Below are 26,915 nucleotides of genomic sequence, written 5' to 3'. Positions count from 1 at the left end.
TGCTTTTGATCTGAGTAAGGTCCATAAAGGGACCGATGTTGTGCTAACTACAGAGAATATGGCGGGTGCAAATTCTATAGAGGGGGTTGTTGTGTCCGATCACACCACCAAAAATATGCTCGCCGGTTATATGATGGTTCAAAATGCCCGCAACATATCCTCAGCCGATTCAATCAGAAGCATTGCAATTGCCGCTGGTCCCGCTGCCGCGAATTATAAAATGGGCGACCTGGTACGTGTGAAAATTGAAGGAAAAACACTGACTCGGAAAAATGGAATGCTACAGGTACTGGATGTTCCTGAATCTAACATCGTAAAAGTTTCATCTGGAAATACGATCCAGACAAATCTCGCTACTGCCGCACAAATTTTGGCTGATCCCAGACGTTATGAAAGTACGCAGGTTACTATTGCGAAAGCTACTTTTAACCCGCCGTTGAGCCCTACGGGCACCTACTCAGGAGACAAGCTGATAAACGATTCGTTCGGGGATCTAATCCTTCGCACAGATGCTGCTGCAACGTTTGCAAATGATAAACCAAATGCATATGCTAACTACACCGGTGTGCTAGTTTTGACAGCTAATACTGACGGCAAACTTGTGCCACATTTAAGAATGCGCAATACAGCAGACTCAAAGGTCCTTACGGCGCCTGAAGTCCCGCCATTAATTATTACCGGCGTTTGTTCCGACCCGAAGGGTTCGGATGTGAATTATGAGTACATCCAGTTCAGGGCTACGCGTAATATTAATTTTGCAACCGAAAATTTCTCAGTTGTAACGACAAACAATGCCGGTACTCCCGGCACTCCGCCATACGGCTGGGGCACAGGTGGTGCAAGAACCTACAAGATCAATATGACCTCGGGCACAGTAGTTAAAGGCGAATATTTCTATGTTGGAGGTACGCAGCAATTGATCAACGGGCCAGGTTCTACATCAATTGCCTCTTCTAAATGGATAAGAGTATACGATTACAATGGACTTAACAGTGACCTTCTAAATGGCGCTACGCCAGCAGGAGGTACTAAGACCGCTAATTTGCTTGCTAACAGCGGGAACGCGTCGGGGGTAGCGGTGTTTAAAGGCATCATAGTAGATATAAACACGGTACCTATAGATGTGATCTTTATTGGAACAGGTGGTACTATTTATAGCACCGGACCGCCGGCAGCGGGTTATCGTATTACAACAAGCGATCTTTACGACAGGGCAAATCCGAGTACAGGTGCTCCGCAGGAATTTTACCGCGCTGGAACCAACCTTACTGGTTTCCCTTATCTAACACCTGGCGATGCAGGATTTTTCCAGGCGTTTGGCGGCGTTTTCGACACTGGCCTTGGGAAATGGACTAAAGTCAGATCACAAACAGGCATTCTTATGACTCCTGCCGCAACAGTCGTTGAGATAGAAAATATACCGAATATAACGACCGAAATTAAGTAGTCTTAATCGGGACTACGGAGGCGCAATGAACTTGTAAGGTTATGGAAACAGGGAGGTTCTGGCTTTCGCCCAATGTCATTAAGGGACGGGAGGTTCCAGCTTCCACTGGAATGACAAACTTTTTAGGGGAATAGGGAGATTCCAGCCTTCGCTGGAATCGCAGCACGGAATTGTACCATAAAGTGACCCCGACAGGGAGACACAATTAAAACGTCGAAACGATCCGGTAAAAATCACTCAGATTCCAGCGAAGGCTGGAATCTCCCCATATCTCCCCCAGGGCGTTGTCATTCCAGCGTAGGCTGGAACCTCCAAAAATATCCGCACAGCCAGTTTAGACCATGGGAACCGTACAAATCTTAACTTAATAAACATTGAGCGAAAGGGAACCTCCTTATGAAATTTAATCATCGGCATTTTGATTATTCTCAAAAACCAAAGATCTACAAATTCCTTCTTTTCACCTCCCTAATTCAATAAATTATACAGCAAAGCCGCCAGGCTCCCCCCGATTATCGGCCCCGCTACAGGGATCCAGGCATACGACCATTCGCTCGAGCCTTTTTCAGAAACCGGAAGAATAGCATGCATGATCCTGGGTCCAAGATCACGTACAGGGTTAATAGCGTATCCGGTTGTACCGCCTAAGGATAAGCCAATGGCCCATACCAAAAACATTACCGGTATCGCTCCTATTGAGCCTAAACCTACAGGTGTTTTAGTATCGCTGATTTCAGCACTGGTTATATAAAAGATCACAAACAAAAGCACAAACGATCCTATGATCTCGCTGAACAAATTTGCTGTGGTATTCTTAATTGCCGGGCCGGTGCTGAAAGCGGCAAGCTTAAGGCCCTTATCTTCAGTAACCTTAAAATGATCAATGTATTTCAACCATACAAATAAAGCACCGGTCATAGCACCAAGTAATTGAGCGAGTATGTACGCCGGTACCATAGCCCACTCGAATTTGCCTGCTATCGCCAGCGCGATAGTTACAGCTGGATTTAAATGAGCTCCACTATAGGGCCCTGCTACTACTACTCCGACGAATACTGCAAGTGCCCAGGCAGTCGTAATTGCAATCCATCCTCCGCCATTTCCTTTCGTTTTACTTAAAACTACGTTTGCTACTACGCCGTTGCCTAATAAGATTAATAATGCGGTGCCGAGGAACTCTGCTACAAATGGGGTCATAATGTTAGAAGTTAGTTTGCCGCGCTGCGCTCGCAATGACAGCGTTGCAGGTTGGTTATATGGGTTAAATTTATAAACTTACGTTTGCTTTCGCGGCCTTAATAGCACGGTTCCAGCCATTGATCAATTCATCGTGATTTTCCAGTTCAGCTGGTTCAAAGTTTCTGTCGACCTGCCATTGTTCTGCAATTTCGTCAACCCCTCCCCAGAATCCTGTTGCTAAACCAGCCAGATAAGCTGAGCCCAGCGCCGTTACTTCAGTCACTTTGGGCCTTATTACTTTGCTTTTAAGGATATCAGCCTGGAATTGCATCAACAAATTATTAGCAGTTGCCCCGCCATCGACCCGAAGCTCGCTGATCGGTGTTCCTGCATCCGCTTCCATCGATTTCAGAACGTCCATTGTCTGGTAAGCGATACTTTCGAGTGCTGCTCTTGCAAAATGGCCCGAGTTTGTTCCTCTGGTAATACCTGTTATTGTTCCGCGGGCATGCTGATCCCAATGTGGTGCACCTAATCCGGCAAAGGCTGGAACCATGTAAACACCACCGGTGTCTTTAACTTTTGCAGCAAGATCTTCCACCTCTCCTGAAGTTTTGATTATGCCTAACTCATCTCTAAGCCATTGCACCACTGCTCCACCAATAAAAATACTACCTTCCAGCGCATAGCTTACTTTACCATTAATTTGCCATGCAATAGTCGTAAGAAGATTGTTGGCAGATATGGTTGGCTTCGAACCAATATTCATAAGCATAAAACATCCGGTGCCGTAAGTATTTTTCACCATTCCTACTTCTGTACACATTTGCCCGAATAACGCCGCCTGCTGATCCCCTGCTATTCCGGCAATCGGAATCTTGGCCGCCAGAATATTTCCAGCCGTTTCACAATAAACTTCGCTGGAAGAACGGACGTCCGGAAGCATTGAATTGGGTATCCCGAATTTATCCAGTAATTCCTGATCCCACTTCAGTGTATTTATATCGTAGATCATGGTACGGGAAGCATTACTCACATCTGTAACGTGAGTTGTACCACCAGATAACTTCCAGATAAGCCAGCTATCTATTGTTCCAAAGAGCAGCTTTCCTTCATTAGCCTTTTGCCTGGCGCCCTCTACGTTTTCCAGTATCCATCGGACCTTAGTAGCAGAAAAATATGAGTCGATGATCAGTCCGGTTTTTTTACGGATGATATCACCATGGGTTTTACGAATAGAATCGCAGTAGTCGGAAGTACGGCGGTCCTGCCATACAATGGCATTATAAACCGGCAGGCCTGTTTCTTTATCCCAAACAACGGTGGTTTCCCGTTGATTGGTGATTCCAATAGCATGAACATCTTTAGCGCCGATCCCAGCCTTTACAATCGCTTCTGCAGCAACAGCCAGCTGGCTTGACCAGATCTCCATAGGATCATGTTCCACCCATCCGGGTTGCGGGTAGATCTGTTCAAATTCTTTCTGGGCGATTGCCTTGATATTACCTTTCCTGTCAAAAACAATCGCTCTTGAACTGGTAGTACCCTGGTCGAGCGCTAAAATATAATCTGCCATAAACTTTACTTAGTTATTAAAATCTCTTCAGTTTCTATTGTTGGTTCTAATATGTATTCAGCTGCAATTAACTTAAATTCTCTCACTTGCTCATCAATCCAGTCTTCATCTTTATTCCCTTCTACCGCCATCAATCTTGCAACTTCCCTGCTCATTTCCATTGCTGCGTGAACATCAACAAATAATATTCTAAGCCGCCGTGCCAGAACATCCTCTACGGTATATGCCATTTCATTTCTTACCGCCCAGACAACCTCTGCTTGGATATTTGGAAAATGAAGATGTAATTTAGCATTCCATTCGGGATTCTCATTAACCAATTCTTCAATAAATATCCTGTCGGTGCCGTAGGTCTTTAAATGGCTCATTGAGGTACTTATCTCCGACGAGTGTATCCTTAATTCTTTTGTGACACACTTCCTGTTTTCAAGATTCGCAGTGCTTATAACCTGATCTACGGTTTCTTCAGACATTTTTCTGTACGTAGTCCATTTACCTCCAGTGATGGTGATCAATCCTGAGTCGGAAACAATAAGCTTATGATCCCGTGATATTTCCTTGGTGCTGTTCGTATCATTTTTTCCGGGAGCCGCCAATGGCCGCAGGCCTGCAAACACACTTAGAACGTCTTTCCTCGTCACTTGACGTTTAAAGTATTGAGATGCTGTGGTCAGGATAAAATTAATTTCCTCGTCCAGGGCGCGGGGCTCAAGGCTGTGCGTTTCGATGGGGGTATCTGTAGTTCCGACTAACAAGCGCGAATGCCATGGCACAGCGAAAAGCACTCTTTTGTCTGAAGTTTCAGGTATCATAAGTGCCGAGTCGCTGTTCAGAAATGAATTACTCAATACAATGTGAACTCCCTGGCTTGGCCTGACCAGCTTTTCAGCATCAGGAACATTCATTTGAAGTATGTCGTCAACAAATACTCCTGTGGCATTTACTACGGCTTTCGAATGTAATTTGTGCTTTGTCCCGGTGATAAAATCAAAAGCATTGACCCCTGAAATTTTTCCATTCTCATCTTTGAGAAGACCGGTCACTTTAATGTAGTTAAGGACAGTGCCACCTTGCTCCATACATGTTTGAGCAATATTTACAGCTAATCGCGCATCATCAAACTTACCGTCAAAATAACTAATGCCTCCGATGAGGCCTTTGTCAGCAAGTCCGGGCATCTTCGCACAAACTTCCTTACGGGATAAAAATCGCGACCGCCCAAAACTGTATTTCCCTGACAGCCAGTCATACATCTTAAGGCCTGCAAGATATTTAGCCACAGCGAACCAGCTGAAGCAGGGAATAATAAACTCTTCTTTTGAAACCAGGTGTGCGGCGTTTACCTGAAGCAGGCCCCTCTCTCTTAATGCCTGATAAACAAGCGAAATATCTCCTTGTGCAAGGTACCGCACCCCGCCGTGAACCAGCTTAGTGCTTCTGCTGGATGTTCCTTTTGCAAAATCAGACTGCTCGAGTAAAAGTGTCTTAAATCCGCGGGAAGCAGCATCCAGCGCGGTTCCCAGGCCAGTGGCGCCCCCACCTATCACTATGACATCCCACTCAGCCTTTGTTTCCAGAATACCCCGTTCCTGTGTACAATATTTCATTAGTATATAACCTGTTTTTTAACATCAATAAACCTGCAGGCCAGCATAAGCCTGCCTGCGGCAGGCAGGCTCATTGATATGACGTTTTGTATGCGGTAAGCCCATGTAGGTTGCAAGAAAAATAATAAATCGAAATAATACGCAATTATAATAAACATTTCGAAACCTTCCGGTTATTCTTTCAAAAAAAAAATCAGCAAATAGTTTACACGTTTAACATCAGGAATGTATTAAATTTTTATTATTTTGCAGTACACAAAACCTGTCACTAAATGAGTAGTTTAGCCGAAAGACACCAGTATATAATTAAAAAGCTGCAAAAAGAACAGTACATAAATGTTGTAGATTTATGCGCCGAGCTCAAAGTTTCTTCAGTAACGATTCGAAAGGATTTAAAACTATTAGAAGATAAGAATCTGCTATTCAAAATTCATGGTGGTGCTACATTAAGTAATCCATATACCGTCGACCGGTCTGTCAACGAAAAGGAGAAACTTCAGTCCAATGAGAAATCAAGTATTGGTCAGGTTGCGGCCGATCTTGTTCGGGAAAATGATTCAATCATTATAGGGTCAGGGACATCGGTTCTGGCATTTGCACGATGCCTTCCAGTAAATTTGAACTTAACAGTTATAACATCCGCGCTGAATGTGTCTATGGAGTTAGCGAGGCATCCTAATACAGAAGTAATTCAGCTTGGAGGTATGATGAGGAAAAGTTCCGCCTCGGTGATGGGCCCATATTCTGAAAATATCCTGAAAGATTTTTTCTGTAACAAGTTTTTTCTTGGAGTTGATGGAATTGATGTTGAATTTGGCTTAACCACAACAAACATGATGGAAGCGCACCTCAACCGGCAGATGATAAGTGTTTCGCAGAAGACAATAGTCCTTACAGATTCGACCAAATTCGGCAAAAGGGGCTTTGGTAAGATCTGTAGTATGGAGGAAATCGATCACATTATAACTGATAGTGGCATTTCAGAACACATAGTGAAACAGCTGGAAAGTATGGGCGTAAAGGTTACGATCGTATAGTCTAACGGTAATTATCTCACAGAATATACTCCTGCATATACAATGAACATTGGAATCATCGGCCTGGGCGACATGGGCTGCATCTACGCTAAATCATTCACGAAGGCAGGATACCGGGTTTACGGATGCGATCTTCCCCATCGTGCCGAGCAGCTCAAAGCTGAGCTCTCCCCGTTTGGGATCGAGGTCCTTGGTGATGGCAGAGAGGTATCACGTATTTCGGACGTTATTTTTTACTCCGTAGAAGCAGAACGCATTGCAGAGGTAGTGCAGTTATATGGTTCCTACACCAAACATGGTGCTATAGTCGCCGGACAAACGTCAGTTAAGCACCCGGAAATAGAGGCGTTTGAGAAGTATCTGCCTAAAGATGTGCATATCATCACATGCCACTCTTTGCATGGACCAGGTTTTGATCCTAGAGGTCAGAAAATGATTGTGATCCCTCACCGGACGAGCAAAGAAGCATACCAGCGCATGACGGACCTTTTATCAGAGCTGGGATCAGTGATAAATGAGATTCCTGACTATCATGAACACGATAAAATCGTTGCAGATACTCAGGCAGTTACCCACATGGGATTTGAAAGTATGGGAACGGCATGGAAGGAAGCCGGATTCTTCCCCTGGGAAAATGCTTCATACCTTGGAGGAATAGACAATGTCAAGATCCTGATCACACTACGGATCTTTAGCTACAAAGCACACATTTATGGCGGCCTTGCAATACTTAACCCTTATGCGCGTCACCAAATAAAACGCTATGCCGAATCTGAATCTGAGCTGTTTAAGCTTATGATTAAAGAGGAAGAAACTGCATTCAGGAATCGATTATACCAGGCCAGGGATTTTATTTTCGGGAAAGACCACAAGCCCCTGATGCTTGATGAAAAAGTTATGCAGGAGTTTTCGCTCTCTGCCGGTTCAGAAAGCCGTAAGCCAAACTCCCACTTAAGCCTTCTTAGTATGGTAGATGCCTGGCATCACCTTAAGGTAAATCCTTACGATAATCTTATTTGCCAAACTCCCCCGTTTCGTTTAAGGCTTGGAATTGCCGAGTATCTTTTCAAAAACGAAGAGCTTCTGGAAGAATCCATAAACGCTGCACTGTATGATAAAACCATACGGGGAGATGATCTTGAGTTTCACTCGGCTGTCCGGGAATGGTCGTCTATAATTGTTTATGGCGATATGGAAGGATATAAACAGCATTTTGAACAGGTAAAATCTTTCTTCTCAGAACGGCTGGATCAGGGCAGAAAACAAAGCGCCGAACTGATCAGGAAGCTTCATATGGAATAAAAAAGCTGAAAGGGGAAAACTGAAAACTGAAGGCTGTGTACCTAATGGAAAAACGTAGCTTAGGGTGTTTCGTCACTTTTGCTCAAAGCCCGGATGCCTGGCAATTTCGTATATATAATAGTATCTGATAACGGAGATTTTTGATTCAATTATAAAGACGTTATTCCGAAACTTTTCTTAATTTTAACATCACCCATTCAGTTTGAATACAAGTTTACGCTCCTTTATAAAACTTTTACTACTCACCACTATTTTGTGGCTTGCCAATCTGTGCCTCGTAAGTGCTCAGAGCAGTTCAAATAAGGGTACAGACTTTTGGCTTGCATATGGAAATCATGTAACTGGATTTACATCTAACAGGCAGGAGATGGTCGTTTATATTACGTCCGATGTGAATACTTCCGGAATACTCAGCGTAGGAGGTGTCGACATTCCTTTTACCGTTACAGCAAACGCTATAACCAATGTAAAAATTCCTCAAAGCGCCTATATCGGTAATGTTGAGGGGAAGGTTATCAATAAAGGCATTCATATAACATCCCTCAAACCGGTCGTCGTTTATGCGCATATCTACGATCAAGCAGTATCTGGCGCCACATTGGTTCTGCCTACTAATACTTTGGGCAAGGAGTACTACTCGATAAACTATCAGCAAATTTCAAATCAGGATAATTCATTCTCCTACTTCTTTGTGGTGGCAGTTGAGGATAATACACAAATTGTTATAACCCCCTCCGTTAATACCCTGGGTGGGTTGCAGGCTGGCGTAGCTTCGGCACCTATTTCGCTTAACAAAGGTGAAGTTTATCAGGTATTTGGGACAAAGACCACAAGCACACCCAACCTGTTTCGCGGGACTGATCTTACCGGATCAACGATTAAGTCCATCTCGACCGGCAATGAACTATGTAAAAAAATAGCTGTTTTTTCTGGAAGTGGCAAGATCTCCATAGGCTGCCTGGCTGGCAATGCAGCTAATGGAGCAGCAGGTTCTGCAGACAATCTTTTCCAGCAAGTATATCCTACCTCAACATGGGGCAAGTCTTTTGTAACGGTGCCATCAAAAAATAGAGATTACGATGTATACAGAGTTTTCAAAAGTGATCCGGGAGCAGAAGTAAAATTGAATGGCGTGGTAGTCCCGGCTTCAAGTTTTATAAATAATCTCTATTATGATTTTCCCTCGAAGGCGGTAAATTATGTAGAATCCACCAAGCCCATTCAGGTAGTTCAGTATACGGTTACACAAGGCAAATCCATTGATTGTAAACCTGTACCGGGGGATGTTGGTGATCCTGAGATGATTTTTTTGAATCCGCTGGAACAAACGCTGAACAAAATAACAATGTATTCAACACCTTTCAATTCGATATTGAGGCACTACATTAATATCGTTATTCCTACCAGTGGTGTTTCATCATTCAACCTGGATGGCCTTTCTGTTGCGGGTTTCAAGATGGTTCCGGGTACGACGAATTACTCTTATGCACAGCTCGAAGTGAAGGCAGGAACTCACAATCTTCAGGCAGATGTTGGTTTCAATGCAATAGCTTATGGTTTTGGTAGTAATGAATCATATGGTTACGCTGCAGGAGCCAGCCTGGTGTCCGCTGGCCTGCAGGCTGTTACATCTTCTACTAGGCAGATAAAGACTTTTCTGTGTATAAATGAGCCTTATGATTTCAATGTCACGCTTCCTTATCAGCCTACAAAGTTAACGCTCGACCTTGCAAATGGTAGTCCTGCAACACAGGTACCGATCAAACTTATTAAAACAGAGCCAATTAATGGTGTGACCAATTATACTTATGAAATAATTAAAGATTTCACCTTCGATACTCCTAGAATATATTTGACAAAACTGTTCGTAGAAAAATCCACGACAGATGGTTGTGGCGCCGCCGATGAGATAAACCTTGATGTGAACGTCCAAAACGTTCCCCAGTCATCTTTTACAGCTGATAAAAAAGAATCATGTGTTTCATCGCCAATAACATTCACCGATTCAACCGTTCCTAATGGAACTACTATTACAAAATGGTACTGGGATTATGGAGATGGTACAAGAGAAATTAATGCCACGGGCAATGCGGTACAGCACAGTTACTCAACTCCGGGAGATTATAAAGTCACCTTAATAACAGAAACCGAAGGAGGCTGCCAATCATCCCCAATTGCCCCAGTCCTGGTCCACATTAACAAAACCCCAGATGCGACTTTTGCTTTTTCAACTTTAAGGTGCGAAGGGCAACCCTTCCAGTTTACAGACAAGTCTGTAGCGAACGAAGGAGTGATCACAAAATGGACTTGGGACTTTGGTGATGGAATCACATCTGCAGAACAAAATCCATTATATAAATACGCTTCCAGCGGAAATTACACGGTTAAACTAATTGTTGAAACGGATAAGGGCTGTGTTAGCAATGTATACTCAACAGTTGTTGTAGTAAACCCCACCCCTAAGGTTGATTTTGAAGTTCCTGATTTTTGTCTTGCTGATGGTTCTGCGATATTTACAAATAAAACCACCATCTCGGATGGTAGCCAGGCTCAATTTACGTATTTATGGAATTTTGGCGATCCACTAGCCAACGCCCAACGTCCCAATACATCAACAGTGAAGGATGCATCCCATCGATATACAAAAGCAGGCCGCTATACAATTAAACTCACTGTAAAATCAGGAAACGGTTGTGAGGAAACCATTAGTAAGTTGTTTGTTGTAAATGGTGGCGTTCCAAAGGCTGATTTTATCGTCAAAAATCCTGCGATGTTATGCAGCAATAATGTGGCGGAATTTGAAGACAAAGTTTCTGTAGAACTAGATGAAGAGGTTACAAAGATCGAATGGATTTATGATTTGGAAAATAAACCGACTCTGAAAGTAATCGATGATAATCCTGCCCTGCGGGCAAGTCCAACCCGCATATATTCACATAAGTATCCTACGTTCACGTCGCCTGCGTCGATAACTTACCAGGTTAAAATGCTGGCCTACACTGGCGGCACCTGCGTAAGCACTATTACTAAAAGCGTAACGATTCTGGCTGTTCCGCTGGCAGATTTCGAATTGCCCGCAACGTGCTTAATCAACGGAACAGCACCCTTTACAAATAAGTCGTCCATTGTCGGGCCCGGAGTTACTTTGGCGTATGCATGGGATTTTGGAGATACATTAGCTACGGCCCAGAATCCAAATACATCAACTGCGAAAGATCCAGCGCACAGATATTCAAAAGCTGGAGATTACATCGTAAAACTTATTGTTACTGCCTCAACCGGATGTTCGACAACTATAATTAAGACGTTAAATGTTGCGGGCAGCGTTCCTATTGCCGCATTTACTGTCTTGACTCCTGATAAACTTTGCAGCGACGCTCCCGTGATCTTCGAAGATCATACCAGTATAGCTTTCGGCGATATCACTAAAATAGAATGGTATTACGACTACGGAAATAACCCCAGTTTGAAGTTCACCGATGATAACCCGGCAAAGCGCAGTGATCCTCCAAGGCAATACACGAATGATTACCCTGTCTTCTTCAGTCCGGCTATAAAGACGGTTGTAGTTAGGATGCTAGCTTTTTCAGGTCTCACCTGCGTTGATGAGGAGCTAGTAAATGTTACATTACACGCTGTTCCCCGTGTTCAGTTTGATTCCATTCCTGATATTTGTTCGGATTCGCCGCCAATCCAGCTGACGCAGGCAAAAGAGATTCATGGCGTATTAACCGGAACTGGCACTTACACCGGTAATGGTGTAAGTGCCAGGGGGATTTTTAGCCAGTCGCGAGCAGGCCTCGGAACCCACACGTTGACATATACTTTTGTAGCCGATAATGGTTGTATTGATTCTAAAACTCAGACTGTCACAGTTAATCCTGTGCCAACCGTAGATCTTGGCCCTGACCTGCTTGTTTTGGATGGGGCTACCATCAAGTTACCTGCTGTTGTAACGGGGAATATTAAATCCTACAAATGGTCACCGTCAACGTATCTGGATAAAGACGATATCTTATTTCCTAAATCTACACCCACAGACGATATAACTTACACCCTGACAGTCACAACTGACAAAGGATGTACCGCGACCAGTGACGTTTTCATTAAGGTTTTAAAAATGCCTCAAGTACCAAATGCCTTTACCCCGAATGGCGATGGTGTGAACGATACTTGGAATGTAAAGTACCTGGTAGATTACCCGGGAGCAACGGTCGATATATTTAACCGATATGGAGACCGGCTTTTTAAAGTTGTCGATTACCTGAAACCATGGGATGGAACATTTAATGGCTCCGAACTGCCTGTGGGTACTTATTATTATATTATCAATCCCAAAAACGGACGAAAGGTAGTTTCCGGCTCGGTTTCAATAATAAGGTGAAGGAGGCATGAGGTATGAAGTAGGATCTAAACGCCGTACTTCATACTTCATACCTCTGTCTCAATTAATTTCCCGCAGTATCCTGCTCCAGCGAATTTTATTCAAAGGCGACGCATCCTTATCAGTACTCATCCATGTAATCATTGCTTTGCCCACGATATGGTCTTCAGGCACAAACCCCCAGTAACGTGAATCCTCAGAATTATGACGGTTGTCACCCATCATCCAATAGTAATCCATTTTGAAGGTATAGGTATCTGCTTTCTTACCGTTTATAAAAATATTTCCCACAGAAGTCTCGACCTTGTTATTCTCATAAACTTCAATAGCCGTTCTGTATAAAGCTATAGTGGACTCATTTAACCTCACTGTCCAGCCCTTTGCCGGGATAATGAGCGGACCGAAATTATCCTGATTCCATTTGAACAGGCTGTTATGCGGAAAAACGCTCTCGTCATAAATGCCTTTTGGTGTAACTACCTCAGTAATCGATTTGATATTCTCACGACTTTTAAAATCATCGAAACTAGCGGGTGGAATTATCATGACATAATCATTTATATTCATTTGCTGAAAAATTTCGATCTTCAGATCTTTCAATAACTCCGGATTTATGCCATTGCCATCAGTACTTACCAGGTAAGAAGTTTGTGCTTCAGGTGCGTTTTTGAAGAACTGATTATTTATGTAAACTTTGGAATCTATCATTGTGACTACATCGCCCGGCGTACCCAGGCAGCGTTTTATATAATGCACTCGCATATCAACCGGATTATTACCCGCATCAGGTGGATAGTTAAACACTACTACATCACCCCTCTTTACTTCACCCATACCCGGAAGCCGGAAATACGGCAATTGTATACCATCCCAATAGGTTTTAATTTTGGACTCGCCGATCCTTGACTCCAAAAATGGAATTGATACCGGAGTTATTGGCATCCTGGGTCCGTAGGATAGCTTGCTCACAAACAAATAATCGCCTGTTAGAAGTGTCCCCTCCATAGATCCGGTTGGGATCGCGTAAGCTGAAAACAAAAGGCCCCTGATAACCGTCGCAGCAATTACCGCGAACAATAAGGCATCAAACCATTCTCTCGTTTTACTTTTCGGCCGGGTTGCTTCTTCCTGATCAGATTTGACTTTGCGGCGGGACAGAAATGGAACTTTCATAACAATGTGATTTGGTTGAATTATTCAGACTCCCAGTGGCAATGTTTGTTACAAAAACGGATCAGGCAAACTGATCACTGATTCCTGATGTTGTATACAGCAACCTAACGACATGAAGAGCACCCTGTTAAAATTCACACCGTCCAGCATTTATTGCCCGGCAGCAGACATTCATATTGATCCGTGGAAACCTGTGGACCGCGCCATTAAACTGCATAAACCGATGCACATCCTCGTCTTTAAATAGAAATTCTTTTACATGTGTAATATCCCGCCATAACTTATAAGTGAACCGGAAATCATCTGGCACTTCGGCGGCCCATTTGGCTACTGTTCTGGCCATTGGAATTTTATAAAAAGAGCTATTGATCTCGATACTATTAAACAAATGGGCATAATACCCTAAGCGGGATCTTTCCTGAAATTCTGGCGGATATGCAGCTTTGTTAGGTACCGGCAATGCCATTCCGCTAGTCCCTGAATAGAAGTTCTTAGGCAAATTCACTTTTAAGTAACATCAGCCGGCGTAGGGTTTGTGGAATTATTCCTCTTCTTAGTCCATTTTCACAAACTTCACCATAGATGGTTTGTCATGCAGAATTTTCTGTCCTGTTGGAGTTAACAAACCGGTTTGCTGATCTCGCTTAAAGAAAATGATCTCATTTGTACCCTGGCTTGTAACAAGCATCCAGTTTCCGGATGGGTCAATATCGAAGGTACGTGAGCTCTTGCCTCCTATTGGCTGTCTGCCAACAACTGTAAGTTTTCCTGTTTTCTGATCAACAGAATAGATAGCGATCTCGTTCAGAACATTACGGGTTGTTGCATAAAGGAATTTGCCGTCCGCAGACACATGAATATCGGCTCCATCAGGCTTGCCTGTGTAGCTGTCAGCAGCCATTTTAATAGTTTGGATCAGGTCTATCTTACCTTTTTTATACTTGAATGCATTAACGGTTCCATCCAGCTCAGTTACAGCATAATAGAACTTTTTGTTAGGATGAAAAGTAGAATGGCGAGGCCCGGCACCCGGTGCCAGAGCCACAAAACCCTGAGCGGTTGGAGTTAATGGATTTGGCCTTTTGCTGGCATCGAAAGCATAAACATTCATTTTGTCTGTACCGAGATCGGCAGTGATCACATATTTATTATCCGGAGAAACTACTGCCGAGTGCACGAAGGGTTTATTCTTAGCAATACTCTTGCCTTCATGTTTGATATCCTGAATATCAGAACCAAGAGTTCCGTCTGCGTTGATAGGCACAGCTGTTAATGTTCCGCCTCCATAGTTTCCGGCAAATACATATTTTCCCGTTGCGTCAACTGAGATATAAGTTGGTCCCGCGCTGCCGGAAGGAACACTATTCAGAAGCTTAAGATCGCCGGTCTTTGCATCAAACGATAAGGCATTGATATTTTTGCTGCGATCTTCGCCTACGGTATAAACAAATTTACGATCGTTAGTTACAGCGAAATATGAAGGGCTGCCTAAAACAACTTTGGATTTATAGGTGGTTGAGGCGTCCTTTGTATCGAAATCATATACATATATACCTTCGCTTTTTCCCGAAGAAGTGTAGGTGCCGATTAACAAATGATATTTAGTGCCCTGGGCAAATGAAGAGGATGTAAGCATAACGAAGGCGCAGAAGCAGATAGTTTTTTTAAGGTTCATCGCTTGAATTTAAAGCAGGCAATATATAAAAATTAAGATTAGTAAAAAAAGCAGCCTTTGCAAAATCATGGTTTAATATTCTTCGCTAGACTGAATTCAAATCTTCATCTAAAGATGCTGTCATGACTGATTTACAAAAATTAAACTATAATGATATTCCTCTTTTCCATGGAATAAAATCATCCTGCCCATGTTTTACAGCAGCAACCTCTGTTTCACCGCTGGCTACGCTTATAACATAGTCAAGGATCCGCTCGCCTGCTTCGGGAATAGTTTCATCACCTTCGATAATGGACCCCGTATTAATATCTATTATATCCCGCATCCTGTTAAACAAGGCAGTATTGGTCGCAATTTTCACTACCGGAACAATGGGGTTTCCTGTTGGAGTTCCTAATCCCGTTGTAAACAATACCAGGTTGGCACCTGATGCTACTTCAGCAGTAGTAGACTCCACATCATTTCCCGGAGTGCAAAGCAGATTAAGTCCTGGCTTAGATACCTTTTCGGGATAATCGAGCACATCCACTACAGGAGAGGTACCACCTTTTTTTGCGGCTCCCGCCGATTTTATAGCGTCGGTTATAAGGCCGTCTTTAATATTACCTGGCGATGGGTTCATATCAAAACCAGATCCTGCCTCATCGGCCAGCCTGCTGTAGCTACGCATGAGGTTTGAAAAACGCTCCGCTCCTTCTTGATCAACACAACGGTCGCTAAGATTTTGCTCAACCCCACACAATTCCGGAAACTCCGCGAGAATAACTGAGCCATTCATGGCGACCAGCAAATCAGATGTATAACCAATCGCCGGGTTCGCTGAAATGCCAGAAAAGCCATCTGAACCCCCACATTCAAGGCCGACACACAATTTGCTCAGTGGAGCAGGACTTCGCTCTGATCGATTTGCCTGTATTAAACCGGCTAATGTCTGCTTTATGGCCAGCGATAAAAGGTCGGCTTCTGTCCCGATATCTTGCTGATCAAGTACATAAAGAGGCTTATCAAAAGACGGGCTCCTTTTCGCAATTTCTTTCTGTAAAATTGACACCTGCGCGTTCTGGCAACCCAGACTTAAAACTGTGGCACCAGCAACGTTGGGATGGGTGATATATCCTGCTAGCAAGCCACAGAGAGTTTCAGAATCCTGTCTGATCCCACCACAGCCGCCGTCATGTACAAGGAATTTAATACCATCCACGTTGGGAAATACACGGTCCTGCTTTTCCTCACCGGCTTCCATATAGATCGGGGCGTTCAGGAGAGTTTGTTCGTCACCTCCCTCCTTAATCATGTTGATCAGCTTTACAGTGTGGTTATAGTATTTCTTTTTCCGTCCGTATCCCAAGGGAGCAACAAGTGACTCCTGTAAAACATCAAGATTCCTGTTCTCACAAAAGACCATAGGAATGACGAGCCAATAGTTCGCAGTGCCTACACTGCCATCTGAACGTTGGAAACCATTAAAAGTACGACCATGAAATTTAGAGGTATCAGGTGAAGCCCAATCGGTTTTACGGCCCCGTATTTCAAATCCGCTTGCTGCATGTTTAAGATTTTCAGTTGTCAGGACACTGCCTTTAGCGAGGTCCGTCTGTACTATTCCGACAAGGACGCCGTACATAATCACCTCACTTCCCGCCAGCAAGGCAACAGCAGTAAACTTGTGCTTAGCCTTAACATCGTCCTGAAGGACAATTGTTTCTCCGTTATGGATAATTGAATCGTTTCTATGCAGATCCGTTAACGCTACGATCACATTATCCTCCGGGTGGACCTTTAAATTATTCTGTTTCATTATACTGTATTTTTAGAATTGATCCTTTTCATCCCTTCAATTACGCCAGTCTCTTCAATTAAATCAAGATGTTCTTTAACAGATTCGGCAAACCCCTGGAGGAGAGAAAGGTCTGTATCCCAAAGCTGTACATTCGAAAGTGAATTAGTTACTACTTCCGCTGACGATTTTGCTGACAGCCAAAGATTAGAATAGTACCCGGCATTTTCATCATCTATTTGATAAGGTCTCCCTTGGGATGCACCGTGAAAGTGACCCGCACCTTCGCCTGATCGCATAAACAACAGATAGGCTGCAAAACCGAATGATATGTGTTCTGGAACCGAATTGAACTTTTCGTAATAGTGCAAAAGCATGGGCACGACACGCATTTTTAATTTCAATGTAAAATTTGTGCTGATACTCAGCCAGTAATGTTTGATAAACGGATTCCTGAAGCGGTCAAGAACATTCCCCGAGAATTGCAAAGCATCTTGAGCTGCAACCGGATAAGGAATGGACCGGGAAAGGTCTTCCTGAAGCATGGCGGTGATGAACTGTGAAAACCGGTCATCAGTCATGGCTGTGTGAACGGTATCATAGCCTGCCAGTATGGCAATGCCACAAGTTAAAGTATGAGAACCATTTAATAAACGAAGCTTCAATTCCTTGAACATAGAGATATCAGGCGTTATTATCACGCCAGAATCAACTTGTTCGAAAGTGAGCACCCGTTTAATTTTTTTATCTCCTTCAATTGCCCAAAGCCTGTATACCTCAGCAATAATGAGCAATTCGTCGCGATAGCCTAACTGCTCTTCGAGGGCCTTCAGCGTTATTTCATCCGGTTTTCCTGGCACGATCCTGTCGACAAGAGAATTACAAAAGTTATTGGCGCGGTCAAGCCATGCGTAGAAACTCTCTTCCAGATCGTTTTGCTTAGCCAATGCAAAAACAACTTCCTTCAATACCGAGCCATTGTCCGAAATTAATTCGGTAGGAAGTATAATCAACCCACGATTTTCATCTCCCTCAAAATGCTTATATCTTTTATACAGCACAGACAGCAACTTGCCAGGAAAAGAGCCGGGCGGAGATGCGTGTACGTTATCATTTGTAAGCTGAATGCCCGCTTCAGTTGTATTGGAGATTACAATTTCCAGATCTTCGGAACAGGCGATTTCAAGAATATCATCCCATGCTGTCTGGGCATTTATGACCCTGCTAATAGCAGAGCTGATAATATTCTCTTCAGTTTTCTGTCCGTTTTCAATTCCCCTGACACCAATTGTATAAAGCGAATCCTGTGTATCAAAATCATTGGTAGATCCTTTTGCGGTGGATTTTACAACCGCCACCCGGCCATTAAAAATTCCGGCCATATTTGCTTTATTAATGAGATACTCCGGCAATCCGCGCAACAGCACGCCTGTACCGAATTGAAGTACTTTCTCTGGGAGGTTAAAGGTGCTGGCATCCGGCACTTGAACTCCCGAGCTCTTTATATCACCTAAATTTGCTTTGTTCAGTATCATAATTACTATCTCGCTTCTGATGGAAACCATTTTCCATCAAAAGCCCATTTAACTGTTATCACCTTTTGATCAGGCGAGCCTGGTGCTTGCGCAAGGCCTGCGGTCGGATCTTTTACTGACATTGTGGAATCGCCAATCATGTACACGGTAATATTTTCCTGGGTCACTGCAAACGAACACAAGATAAGCAGCAATGCGATTTTTAACAGATGGTTTTTCATAATTTAAGATCAATTCAGATTGACCAGACTATTTAAATAGACTTCTAAGTTCGTGTACATTTTATCCAGTCCATACAATGCTGCATCGGCCCCACTTGATGGATCCAATTTTTGCTTCTTCTCCCATTGATCTGGCATTCCATCAAAATCAGAATCTTGTAAAGCAGGGCGCGATTTTAGTTCAGGCCAGGCTACTTTGGACAAAGCGTATGGAGTTCCGTGCGCAAAACCACCCTGAACATCAATATGTCGTCCGGTGCGGCTTCTAACATCCTGCATTATTCGCTGGTCCAGGGTGTCTCTAACAGGCAAAAAGGCTCCTGCGTGCTTAAGCACCATGCTGTAAGCTTGCTCGGCCGTGTTAAGACTTATTTCGACAGATGAAAATGCAGCTTTTACAGCCGATTGCATTTTGTCTTCATCCTTTCCTTCATTTATAACTACTCCCAGCAAATTATTTTGGGTAACATCGGGGGCACCGTCTACATAATTTCCATTCACGTAGAATTTTCCGAAAGGAATTGATGAAGTCTTATAAGGATTAAATATCCTGAATCTCTTGCTCTTATCTGTTGAAGGACCGTATTTATAGTAGTTATTAACGATGTTGTAACTGCCGCCCTCACCCGCATAGACATTGTTCCCACCCCAATTGTAGATCACATTATTCCTATAGTCAACATTTTCGGATTCAACGTTTCTTATCCCATCAAAACGCGGTGTTCTGTTGGAGCAATGAGCGAAAAGGTTGTGATGAAAGGAAGCGTGATTGCCTCCCCAAATACCACCGTACCCGTGTTTTTCAAAATCCTTATCGCCGGTTTCAAAGTGGTAAGAATAATTTAGAGGCTCCGACATGATATTCCATTGAAGAGTCACATTGTCACCCGCATATAGAGAACAAACTTCGTCGGTGCTCCAGCTCATACTGCAGTGATCAACTATCAAATTATTGCGCTTCACAGCACCAAATGCGTCATCACTCCCGGCTCCATCCACCATTCCTTTATTTTGATCTTTGTCGCCCAGCCTGAAGCGAATAAAACGAATTATAACGTTGTTTCCTTTTATGCTTGCTGGGCGATCTGCAAGGCATATACCATCACCCGGCGCCGTCTGGCCGGCAATTGTAACATTTCCCTGAACCGCTAATTCTGATTCAAGATGAATCGTTCCGGAGATGGAAAAAACAATAACTCTGGGCTCTTTAGCTTTAGCTGCTTCCCGGAGGCTTCCTGGCCCTGAGTCGTTCAGGTTACTTACAATAAACACCTTACCGCCGCGGCCACCAGTTGTGTACTTCCCGTATCCTTCCGCGCCTGGAAAGGCAATTGGACGATCATCGACTGGTGGTTTGTTAACCCTTAATGCGCATGAGAGTGACACAAATATAATCGCAGTAAAATGAATTGATACAAGAATATTTTTTTTCAGATCATTCATATTTACCAGGTATTTTAATGAATCACGGATGAAACGCAATTGTCGTTTCACCCATGATCCATTTTAGAAGAAACATGGGATTGCGTTTCATGAATCGTTAGTTAATTTAATATCGCGGGGCGATTTTTAAAAACACCTTTTAACAAGTCTACTCAGTTAAAACCAAAAATAACACTCTATTACGGAAAATATTCATGCAATCGATGCCGGCATCGATACCGACTTACGCTTTGGCACAGATTCCCTCAAAAAACAGTTTCTTTTTATACCTTTATGATATAAGCTCGCACCTTTAATGTTCAAACCCGTTACTATAAAAGATATCGCAAAAGCACTGGGATTTTCGCCTTCAACAGTATCCCGGGCTTTACGCGATAGTTATGAAATCAGCGATGAAACTAAAAAAATTGTAAAGGAATATGCTGCGAAGATCGACTATAAGAGCAACCCTATAGCACAAAGTTTAAAGGGCCGCAGAAGCCATTCAATTGGCGTTGTAGTGTGCGAAGTCGCGAATAACTTTTTCTCACAGGCAATAAATGGCATTGAATCCATCGCTTACAAAAATGGCTATCGGGTCATTATTTCACAGAGCCATGACCTCTACGATCGGGAAGTAATAAATACAAAACACCTCGCAAATAGCTCGGTCGATGGACTGCTAATTTCCATGTCAGCGGAAACAACCGATTTCGCCCATCTTACCCATTTGCATGAGAATGGATTACCAATTGTTTTCTTTGACAGGGTGATCGATCAGATAAAGACACATAAAGTAATAGCAAATAACTTTGAAGGCTCCTTTGGCGCTACCGAGCTCCTGATCAAAAATGGCCATACACGTATTGCCCATTTGGCCAATGCAACACATTTGTCTATAACTAAAGAACGGATGGAAGGCTACAAAGCCGCCTTAAAGAAACACTCTATTGAATTCGACCCGGAATACGTTCAATTCTGCCCGCATGGCGGAATGATATATGAAGAGGTGGAAAATGCTGTGAAAGAGATCCTGAACACGTCTAATGGCGTGGATGCTATTTTTGTTTCGAGTGACCGGCTAAGTATTGGATGCCTAACCGCGTTGAAGAAATTTCATCCCGGGCCGGATTATCTTCCAGTCGCTGGCTTTTCCAACTCGGATGTTGTTGAGCTTTTAAAACCTTCACTCTCCTATGTCCGTCAGCCGGCCTTCGAGATGGGCCGGGTAGCAACCGAATTGCTGATAAGTCTGATTGAAGCTAAATATCCGGTAACCGAATTTGAAACCAGAGTTTTAGACACTGAGCTTTTTGTGAATGAACAGGCGCTTTCTTTTAATCCCCGACGGTAATTGCATCAGGATTAAAATCCCCTTCTATTACGGCAACCGTTAAATTTCTCATAACTTAATCACGTTTTTTAGCGGTAAAATATGACACAAAATTTCAGGCTGATACCTGATGAAGCATTTGGCAGCAAAGCGATTGTCCGGATCAGGGATATAGATGCGATCGTTCATAACTATAATTTATTCAAAGCCAAAGCGGATGCGACAGGAACGATCTGTGCAGCGGTTTTAAAGGGCGACGTATATGGTTTGCAGATAAAAGATGTTGCACCTGCTCTCTATAATGTAGGGGCCCGGTATTTCTTTATCGAGGAATTGGGTGAAGGGATCGAACTAAGAGAACTGCTTCCTTTCGAAGATATACACATATATGCCCTGGGCGGACTTCTCCACAAAGAGGAACATTATTTCCAACAATACAATATTGTTCCATGCCTTAACTCACTTGAACAGCTTAAGAGATGGAACTCCTACTGTTCTGAACACGGACCCGGCACGGCAATTATTCACCTGGACACTCATATGAATCGCCTTGGATTTTTGGATGACGAGGTTCGGGAGTTAAGTGAAAACTATGATAGTCTGACATCGAACATTAATATCGAATTCTACATAAGCCACTTTTTTGACATCAAAGGATTCGACCCATCCAATTGTTATAAGCAGCTTGAAGTTCTTAATGAATATCGCTCCATGCTGCCGCCAAAGCCTGTTTCGTTTGCTTGTACTGATAGCGTAATTCTTCTGGACAACAAGGTTTTTAATTTTGATATGATCCGGCCCGGGATTGGCCTGGTAGGAGGCGCCCCAAATGCCGATAGTCCAATCTCTCCTGATGCGAAGCATACGATGGAGGTTTATGCAAAGATATCCCAAATCAAGACTGTTAAACAAGGGCAGACTATTGGGTATGGGGGCGCTTACACTACGAAAAGGGACATCCGGCTAGCGCTGATACATATTGGTTACAAGCATGGGTATCTCAGGCTATTGAGTGAGATGGATGCTAATCCGAAAGAAGTTTACATGTTCATCGCCGGTTACAGGATCCTCGTAGTAGGCAAGATATCGTCCGGCTCAACGACGGTTGATGTCACGGATGTCCCTGAACATATCCTGAAAAAGTTTCATTATGCTGAGGTTATAGGTCCGAATGTTGACATTAAAATGCTGGCCGATATCAGTGGTTGCTACGATATCCTGGGAGCATTGGGGGTAGTGAACACCCGGATTGCCGATTACACACTTGAAGAATTTGATCACAAAAAGTGGAAAGCTGAAAGCTGAAAGCGGCTGGGCGGAGAGACTATTCGCTTAGCTTTACCCGGGCTTTGAGCTTTACGCTTTAAGCTAATTGCCGGTTTGATTTAATCCTGAAAAAACATAATTAGTTTCTGTTAACATGACAAAATTAAACTTCGACATTAATGGAATACGGTCTCAGTTTCCATCGCTGAATAGGGTGATAAATGGTCAACAAGCGGTTTATTTTGACAGCCCCGGGGGTACTCAGACGCCGCAAAGAGTGATCAATAAAATGGTCGATTATATGATTAATCGCAATGCTAACAGTGGCGGCGTTTTCGCCACAACGATCGAGACTGATGCTATGGTCCTCAATGCAAGGAAAGCTTTCGCTGATTTTTTTAATTGTTCCTGGGATGAAGTTGCATTCGGAGAAAATTCTACTGCCATCAATTTCAAGCTGTCACAGGCAATAGCAAGAGATCTTCAGCCCGGTGATGAAATTATTATCACGGACATTGATCATGACGCGAACAGAAGCCCGTGGGAAATTCTCGCTGAAAGAGGTGTCATCATCAGGAGTGTTAAGGTTAATACCGAAACCTTTACACTTGACATGGACGATTTTAAAAGGAAGCTGTCGGCAAAGACAAAGGTTGTTGCATTCAATTATGGATCTAATGCTGTGGGGACGATCAGCGATGCTAAATCGATAATAAAGCTCACTAAAACGGTAAATGCTATCACCGTTGTCGATGCTGTGCACTATGCGCTCCATGGAGTGCTCGATGTAAAAGACCTTGATGCAGACTTCGTTTTCTGCTCAGCCTATAAGTTTTTCGGCCCTCATATTGGCGTTCTATTTAGCAAAGGGGAGCGAATGAATGCATTGAAAACTCTGAAAGTAAGTGCACAAAAGAATAATGCCCCCGATAAATTCGAAACAGGTACGTTAAATCATGAAGCCATTGCTGGTGCAGCAGAAGCCATCGAATTTATTGCTGAAATAGGAAGCAAACACCCGGAATATCTCAAAGACGGTGACTCCGCTAACACTCAACGACGGAATAATATTATATGCGGCATGAGGGCGCTGGATAGTTATGAAACACCACTGGCAGAGTATTTTAAAGATGAACTCAGGTCGATCAAAGGGTTAAAACTTTACTGCCCGCCGAAAGAGCAATTATGTACCTCAACTATATCTTTCAGGCTAAATAATATACGTCCGCTGGAAGTTGCAAAACGTCTCGCTGAACAAGGGATTTTTGTATGGGCAGGAGGATTTTATGCGGTCGGGCTTATGAGAACGCTTGGCTTAAGTGAAAGCGGGGGTATGGTAAGGATCGGGCTTGCACCCTACAACACCAGGGAAGAGATCGATCGCACATTGCTCCTGATAAAAGTTATCGCTGACACTGTCTCTTAAACTTTTCAGAGAACTTTTTAGCCCTCCTCGACATTTAGTTTTCCATTAAAAAAAGAAAATCAGTATTTCGACAGGAACTGGTATGGGAATTGTTTGTTTTGCTTTGCTATGTTCGCAATGACAATATTGTCCTTGCGAGGTGGGACTTCGAAGCAATGAGCAAAGTATTTACCATCACAGAAGGGTTGGAAAACCTTGGTGCCTTCCGTACAGGAGGTCAGGGGTCTGTTTATAAAGGTAAACGAACCGGGGCAATCATTACGGCTGTTAAACTTCTGCCAACACCAATTATTCATGAAACTAAGGAGAATAAGAATTTCCGCGATTTCATTAATGAGGTAGAAAAGTTAAAGAAGGTAAATGAAGACCCCAGTCCCAATGTCGTAAAAATTCTTAGTTCGGGTTTGACTGACAGTGGCTCCTTTCCGTTCATCGAAATGGAATTTATCGACGGCGATGACCTGGAAGAACTGCTTAAAACGCCGCATGATCCGATATTCAAACTCAAAGAAGTTATCCGGGTTACCGAACAATTGGCCAATGCCCTTGCACACGTTCATTCCGTTAATGTAAAGCATGGCGATATCAAAAGCAATAATGTCAAATATAATGCTTACACCGGCAACTATGTGTTATTAGATTTCGGCCTCGCCGTTATGTCTGATGAGCAGAGACGGACCAGTTTACGGCAAGCGGGTGCAATCGAATTTATGGCACCGGAACAATATGAAGGCCAAATGCTTTTTCAATCAGACATATATAGTTATGGTGTAGTTTTGTACGAGTTGCTCGCCGGTCAAGTTCCTTTTCCATTATTTGATAACGGCGAAACAGCTAGAAATAACGTGAGGGTGTCGCATATTGAAACGCCCTTACCCAATGTACTTGAGCTTCGTAAAAGGAACCTTCCTGAAACGTGGTCTGAGGAGCAAAAGATGCGCGAGATGCGGGTACCGCAATGGCTGTTAGTGCTCCTTGATAAATGCCTGCAGAAAAAGCCTTCAAGGCGCTTCAGTAATGGAATTGAATTGCAGGAGTTCATATTTGAAAACAGTATTTCACAGGCACAGATAAATCATTCAGCCGATACGGATAGCGATCAAAAATATCAGCAAATTATCGCTGAAAAGGATCTTAAAATATCCACTCTCAGGCGACAGCTAAAGACTATTAAGTATAGCACGCGGTCTAGCATTAAAGTACCCGCACCTCTCTTTTTTGTTACTCTTATTTTATTTTCAGGTTTGCTATTGTTTGCAGGATATAATTTCTTCACCCAAGATCCGTCAACTGCTGAGTTGGGAGCTATAAAAGGCGGAGATACCTCTCAGGTTTCAAATACCAATAATATCAGCCCATCAATTGCCAAAGCCTTGCCCCCCCCAGTCATTCTGGACATTGACAGTATTAAGGATAGCGAACTGAGCAAAAAGGAAAATGAAGACTCTTTAATAAAACAGTCTGGCAGAACTGATGAGGAACAAACAGAACCACCGAAAAAGAAGAAGAGGTTTCTAGAGTTTCTTTTTAAAAAAAAGAGAGAGAATTAGTAGATATTAGCGGTTGGCGCATTAGTAACCTTAAGGCACAATATTTGCCAATAAATTAGCTCCCAATTAACCTAATATATTAAACATGCAACAAAAATTTCCAACCCTAATAACCGCCGCTGCCCTAATTTTGTCAGCCTGCGGCAGTAATGTAACCGGTGTAAATTCTTCGCGTGCCGACTCTGTTTCTGCGGATTCATTATCTGCCTCAGTAGAAACAAAAGCACCTAACTCAACTAAAACCCCTGCGTTTTCCGGACAAACGCGAATAGCTTCGGTTAAAACAACAACTGCCTTTGAAAGCAAAGTCCTGACCTCGGGTTTGAAAAGCCCGTGGGGAATTGCCAGCCTCCCTGATGGCAGGCTGCTAATCACAGAGAAAGGCGGAACAATGAAAATTGTTACGAAAGAAGGAGCAGTTGGTTTGCCTTTGACGGGAATTCCCGCTGTGAATGCTAAGGGTCAAGGCGGACTTTTAGGCATCACAATCGATCCTTCATTCGCACAGAACCGGATGGTTTATTGGGCATTTTCCGAGCCGGTTTCCGGTGGAAATCATACGAGTCTTGCAAAGGGTAAGCTTTCAGCAGATGAAAAAAGTATCGAAAACGCGACCGTAATCTATAGGGCCACCCCGGCGTACAATGGAAATCTTCACTTCGGAGGGAGAGTAATTTTTGATAACAGTGGCAATCTCCTCCTTAGTACTGGCGAACGCTCAGACAAGGTTACCAGGCCACAGGCGCAGGATCCGAAATCTGCACTAGGGAAGGTGATACGTTTGACCAGGGAGGGCAGACCAGCCTCAGGCAACCCAGTAATCGACCCGGCACGCCAGGAAATTTATTCTTATGGGCACAGGAATGTACAGGGACTTGCAATCCACCCGGTCACAGGAGATATTTGGGAAGGGGAATTTGGCCCCCGTGGAGGTGATGAAATAAATCTGGTGCAACCAGGTAAAAATTACGGCTGGCCAATTGTTACTTATGGTATTGAATACAA

General features: G+C 43.4%; 19 protein-coding genes. 9 read left to right on the top strand and 10 right to left on the bottom strand.

Translation table 11 applies throughout. The features are described from left to right. A partial coding sequence (locus WKF69_RS08250; RefSeq protein WP_340381123.1) for a DUF5689 domain-containing protein occupies window positions 1-1,447 on the top strand: 1,447 nt, incomplete at its 5' end. A gap of 468 nt (window positions 1,448-1,915) precedes the next feature. On the opposite strand, the gene WKF69_RS08245 is transcribed toward WKF69_RS08250, so the two are convergent. The 3 genes from WKF69_RS08245 to WKF69_RS08235 form a co-directional block, all read right to left on the bottom strand. Then, window positions 1,916-2,644 carry an MIP/aquaporin family protein gene (locus WKF69_RS08245; RefSeq protein ID WP_340381122.1) on the bottom strand — a complete coding sequence of 243 codons (729 nt, stop codon included), beginning with the start codon at window positions 2,642-2,644 and terminating at the stop codon, window positions 1,916-1,918. Window positions 2,645-2,714: 70 nt separating this feature from the next. Further along, window positions 2,715-4,202: a glycerol kinase GlpK gene (gene glpK, locus WKF69_RS08240; RefSeq protein ID WP_340381121.1), complete on the bottom strand. Its 1,488-nt coding sequence runs from the start codon at window positions 4,200-4,202 to the stop codon at window positions 2,715-2,717. 5 nt (window positions 4,203-4,207) lie between these two features. Beyond that, complete coding sequence (locus WKF69_RS08235) at window positions 4,208-5,809, bottom strand: glycerol-3-phosphate dehydrogenase/oxidase (RefSeq protein WP_340381120.1); 1,602 nt, start codon at window positions 5,807-5,809, stop codon at window positions 4,208-4,210. Between the two features lie 272 nt (window positions 5,810-6,081). Here WKF69_RS08235 and WKF69_RS08230 point away from each other — a divergent pair, with 272 nt between their 5' ends. From WKF69_RS08230 to WKF69_RS08220, 3 genes are all read left to right on the top strand, one after another. Further along, on the top strand, window positions 6,082-6,846 hold the full coding sequence (locus WKF69_RS08230) for a DeoR/GlpR family DNA-binding transcription regulator (protein WP_340381119.1): 765 nt from the start codon (window positions 6,082-6,084) through the stop codon (window positions 6,844-6,846). 42 nt (window positions 6,847-6,888) lie between these two features. Continuing rightward, entirely contained in the window at window positions 6,889-8,148 is a 1,260-nt protein-coding gene (locus WKF69_RS08225; RefSeq protein ID WP_340381118.1) for a prephenate dehydrogenase, read from the top strand. A 202-nt stretch (window positions 8,149-8,350) separates the two neighbouring features. After that, the gene (locus tag WKF69_RS08220) at window positions 8,351-12,532 is read left to right on the top strand and encodes a PKD domain-containing protein (RefSeq protein ID WP_340381117.1); all 4,182 of its coding nucleotides are present in this window, start codon (window positions 8,351-8,353) and stop codon (window positions 12,530-12,532) included. Window positions 12,533-12,592: 60 nt separating this feature from the next. Here the strand turns inward: WKF69_RS08220 and lepB are convergent, their stop codons facing one another. From lepB to WKF69_RS08185, 7 genes are all read right to left on the bottom strand, one after another. Next, entirely contained in the window at window positions 12,593-13,705 is a 1,113-nt protein-coding gene (gene lepB, locus WKF69_RS08215; protein WP_340381116.1) for a signal peptidase I, read from the bottom strand. 127 nt (window positions 13,706-13,832) lie between these two features. After that, on the bottom strand, window positions 13,833-14,204 hold the full coding sequence (locus WKF69_RS08210; RefSeq protein WP_340381115.1) for a DUF72 domain-containing protein: 372 nt from the start codon (window positions 14,202-14,204) through the stop codon (window positions 13,833-13,835). Window positions 14,205-14,258: 54 nt separating this feature from the next. Beyond that, window positions 14,259-15,380, bottom strand: coding sequence for a lactonase family protein (locus WKF69_RS08205; protein ID WP_340381114.1), 1,122 nt, complete (start codon window positions 15,378-15,380; stop codon window positions 14,259-14,261). A gap of 145 nt (window positions 15,381-15,525) precedes the next feature. Continuing rightward, a complete protein-coding gene (locus tag WKF69_RS08200) occupies window positions 15,526-17,178 on the bottom strand; it encodes an altronate dehydratase family protein (RefSeq protein ID WP_340381113.1) in 1,653 nt (550 codons plus the stop codon). Further along, complete coding sequence (locus WKF69_RS08195; protein WP_340381112.1) at window positions 17,178-18,692, bottom strand: tagaturonate reductase; 1,515 nt, start codon at window positions 18,690-18,692, stop codon at window positions 17,178-17,180. Before WKF69_RS08195 ends, WKF69_RS08200 begins: the two co-directional genes overlap by 1 nt. A gap of 5 nt (window positions 18,693-18,697) precedes the next feature. Next, on the bottom strand, window positions 18,698-18,913 hold the full coding sequence (locus tag WKF69_RS08190) for a hypothetical protein (RefSeq protein ID WP_340381111.1): 216 nt from the start codon (window positions 18,911-18,913) through the stop codon (window positions 18,698-18,700). 9 nt (window positions 18,914-18,922) lie between these two features. Then, window positions 18,923-20,407 (bottom strand): pectate lyase, encoded by a 1,485-nt coding sequence (locus tag WKF69_RS08185; RefSeq protein WP_340381110.1) that lies wholly within the window; start codon window positions 20,405-20,407, stop codon window positions 18,923-18,925. Window positions 20,408-20,651: 244 nt separating this feature from the next. Between WKF69_RS08185 and WKF69_RS08180 the strand changes: the two genes are divergently transcribed. From WKF69_RS08180 to WKF69_RS08160, 5 genes are all read left to right on the top strand, one after another. After that, window positions 20,652-21,689, top strand: a complete 1,038-nt coding sequence (locus WKF69_RS08180; RefSeq protein ID WP_340381109.1) for a LacI family DNA-binding transcriptional regulator — start codon at window positions 20,652-20,654, stop codon at window positions 21,687-21,689. An 81-nt stretch (window positions 21,690-21,770) separates the two neighbouring features. Next, entirely contained in the window at window positions 21,771-22,973 is a 1,203-nt protein-coding gene (locus tag WKF69_RS08175) for an alanine racemase (protein WP_340381108.1), read from the top strand. 115 nt (window positions 22,974-23,088) lie between these two features. Then, complete coding sequence (locus WKF69_RS08170; protein WP_340381107.1) at window positions 23,089-24,360, top strand: cysteine desulfurase-like protein; 1,272 nt, start codon at window positions 23,089-23,091, stop codon at window positions 24,358-24,360. A gap of 155 nt (window positions 24,361-24,515) precedes the next feature. Beyond that, window positions 24,516-25,910: a serine/threonine-protein kinase gene (locus WKF69_RS08165; protein WP_340381106.1), complete on the top strand. Its 1,395-nt coding sequence runs from the start codon at window positions 24,516-24,518 to the stop codon at window positions 25,908-25,910. Window positions 25,911-25,995: 85 nt separating this feature from the next. Continuing rightward, a partial coding sequence (locus WKF69_RS08160; RefSeq protein ID WP_340381105.1) for a PQQ-dependent sugar dehydrogenase occupies window positions 25,996-26,915 on the top strand: 920 nt, incomplete at its 3' end.

Origin of the sequence: Daejeonella sp. (assembly GCF_037719425.1) — a bacterium.
Classification (GTDB): Bacteria; Bacteroidota; Bacteroidia; order Sphingobacteriales; family Sphingobacteriaceae; genus Daejeonella.
The sequence above is the reverse complement of the archived record's forward strand: the minus strand, read 5'-3'. Positions and strand labels throughout refer to the sequence as shown.

What these genes read in the sequence shown, in the direction of transcription:
- WKF69_RS08245 (WP_340381122.1), bottom strand. Translation starts at nt 2,644, where the DNA reads ATGACCCCATTTGTAGCAGAGTTCCTCGGCACCGCATTATTAATCTTA.
- lepB (WP_340381116.1), bottom strand. Translation starts at nt 13,705, where the DNA reads ATGAAAGTTCCATTTCTGTCCCGCCGCAAAGTCAAATCTGATCAGGAA.
- glpK (WP_340381121.1), bottom strand. Translation starts at nt 4,202, where the DNA reads ATGGCAGATTATATTTTAGCGCTCGACCAGGGTACTACCAGTTCAAGA.
- WKF69_RS08165 (WP_340381106.1), top strand. Translation starts at nt 24,516, where the DNA reads ATGAGCAAAGTATTTACCATCACAGAAGGGTTGGAAAACCTTGGTGCC.
- WKF69_RS08190 (WP_340381111.1), bottom strand. Translation starts at nt 18,913, where the DNA reads ATGAAAAACCATCTGTTAAAAATCGCATTGCTGCTTATCTTGTGTTCG.
- WKF69_RS08225 (WP_340381118.1), top strand. Translation starts at nt 6,889, where the DNA reads ATGAACATTGGAATCATCGGCCTGGGCGACATGGGCTGCATCTACGCT.
- WKF69_RS08180 (WP_340381109.1), top strand. Translation starts at nt 20,652, where the DNA reads ATGTTCAAACCCGTTACTATAAAAGATATCGCAAAAGCACTGGGATTT.
- WKF69_RS08230 (WP_340381119.1), top strand. Translation starts at nt 6,082, where the DNA reads ATGAGTAGTTTAGCCGAAAGACACCAGTATATAATTAAAAAGCTGCAA.
- WKF69_RS08170 (WP_340381107.1), top strand. Translation starts at nt 23,089, where the DNA reads ATGACAAAATTAAACTTCGACATTAATGGAATACGGTCTCAGTTTCCA.
- WKF69_RS08235 (WP_340381120.1), bottom strand. Translation starts at nt 5,809, where the DNA reads ATGAAATATTGTACACAGGAACGGGGTATTCTGGAAACAAAGGCTGAG.
- WKF69_RS08205 (WP_340381114.1), bottom strand. Translation starts at nt 15,380, where the DNA reads ATGAACCTTAAAAAAACTATCTGCTTCTGCGCCTTCGTTATGCTTACA.
- WKF69_RS08175 (WP_340381108.1), top strand. Translation starts at nt 21,771, where the DNA reads ATGACACAAAATTTCAGGCTGATACCTGATGAAGCATTTGGCAGCAAA.
- WKF69_RS08200 (WP_340381113.1), bottom strand. Translation starts at nt 17,178, where the DNA reads ATGAAACAGAATAATTTAAAGGTCCACCCGGAGGATAATGTGATCGTA.
- WKF69_RS08195 (WP_340381112.1), bottom strand. Translation starts at nt 18,692, where the DNA reads ATGATACTGAACAAAGCAAATTTAGGTGATATAAAGAGCTCGGGAGTT.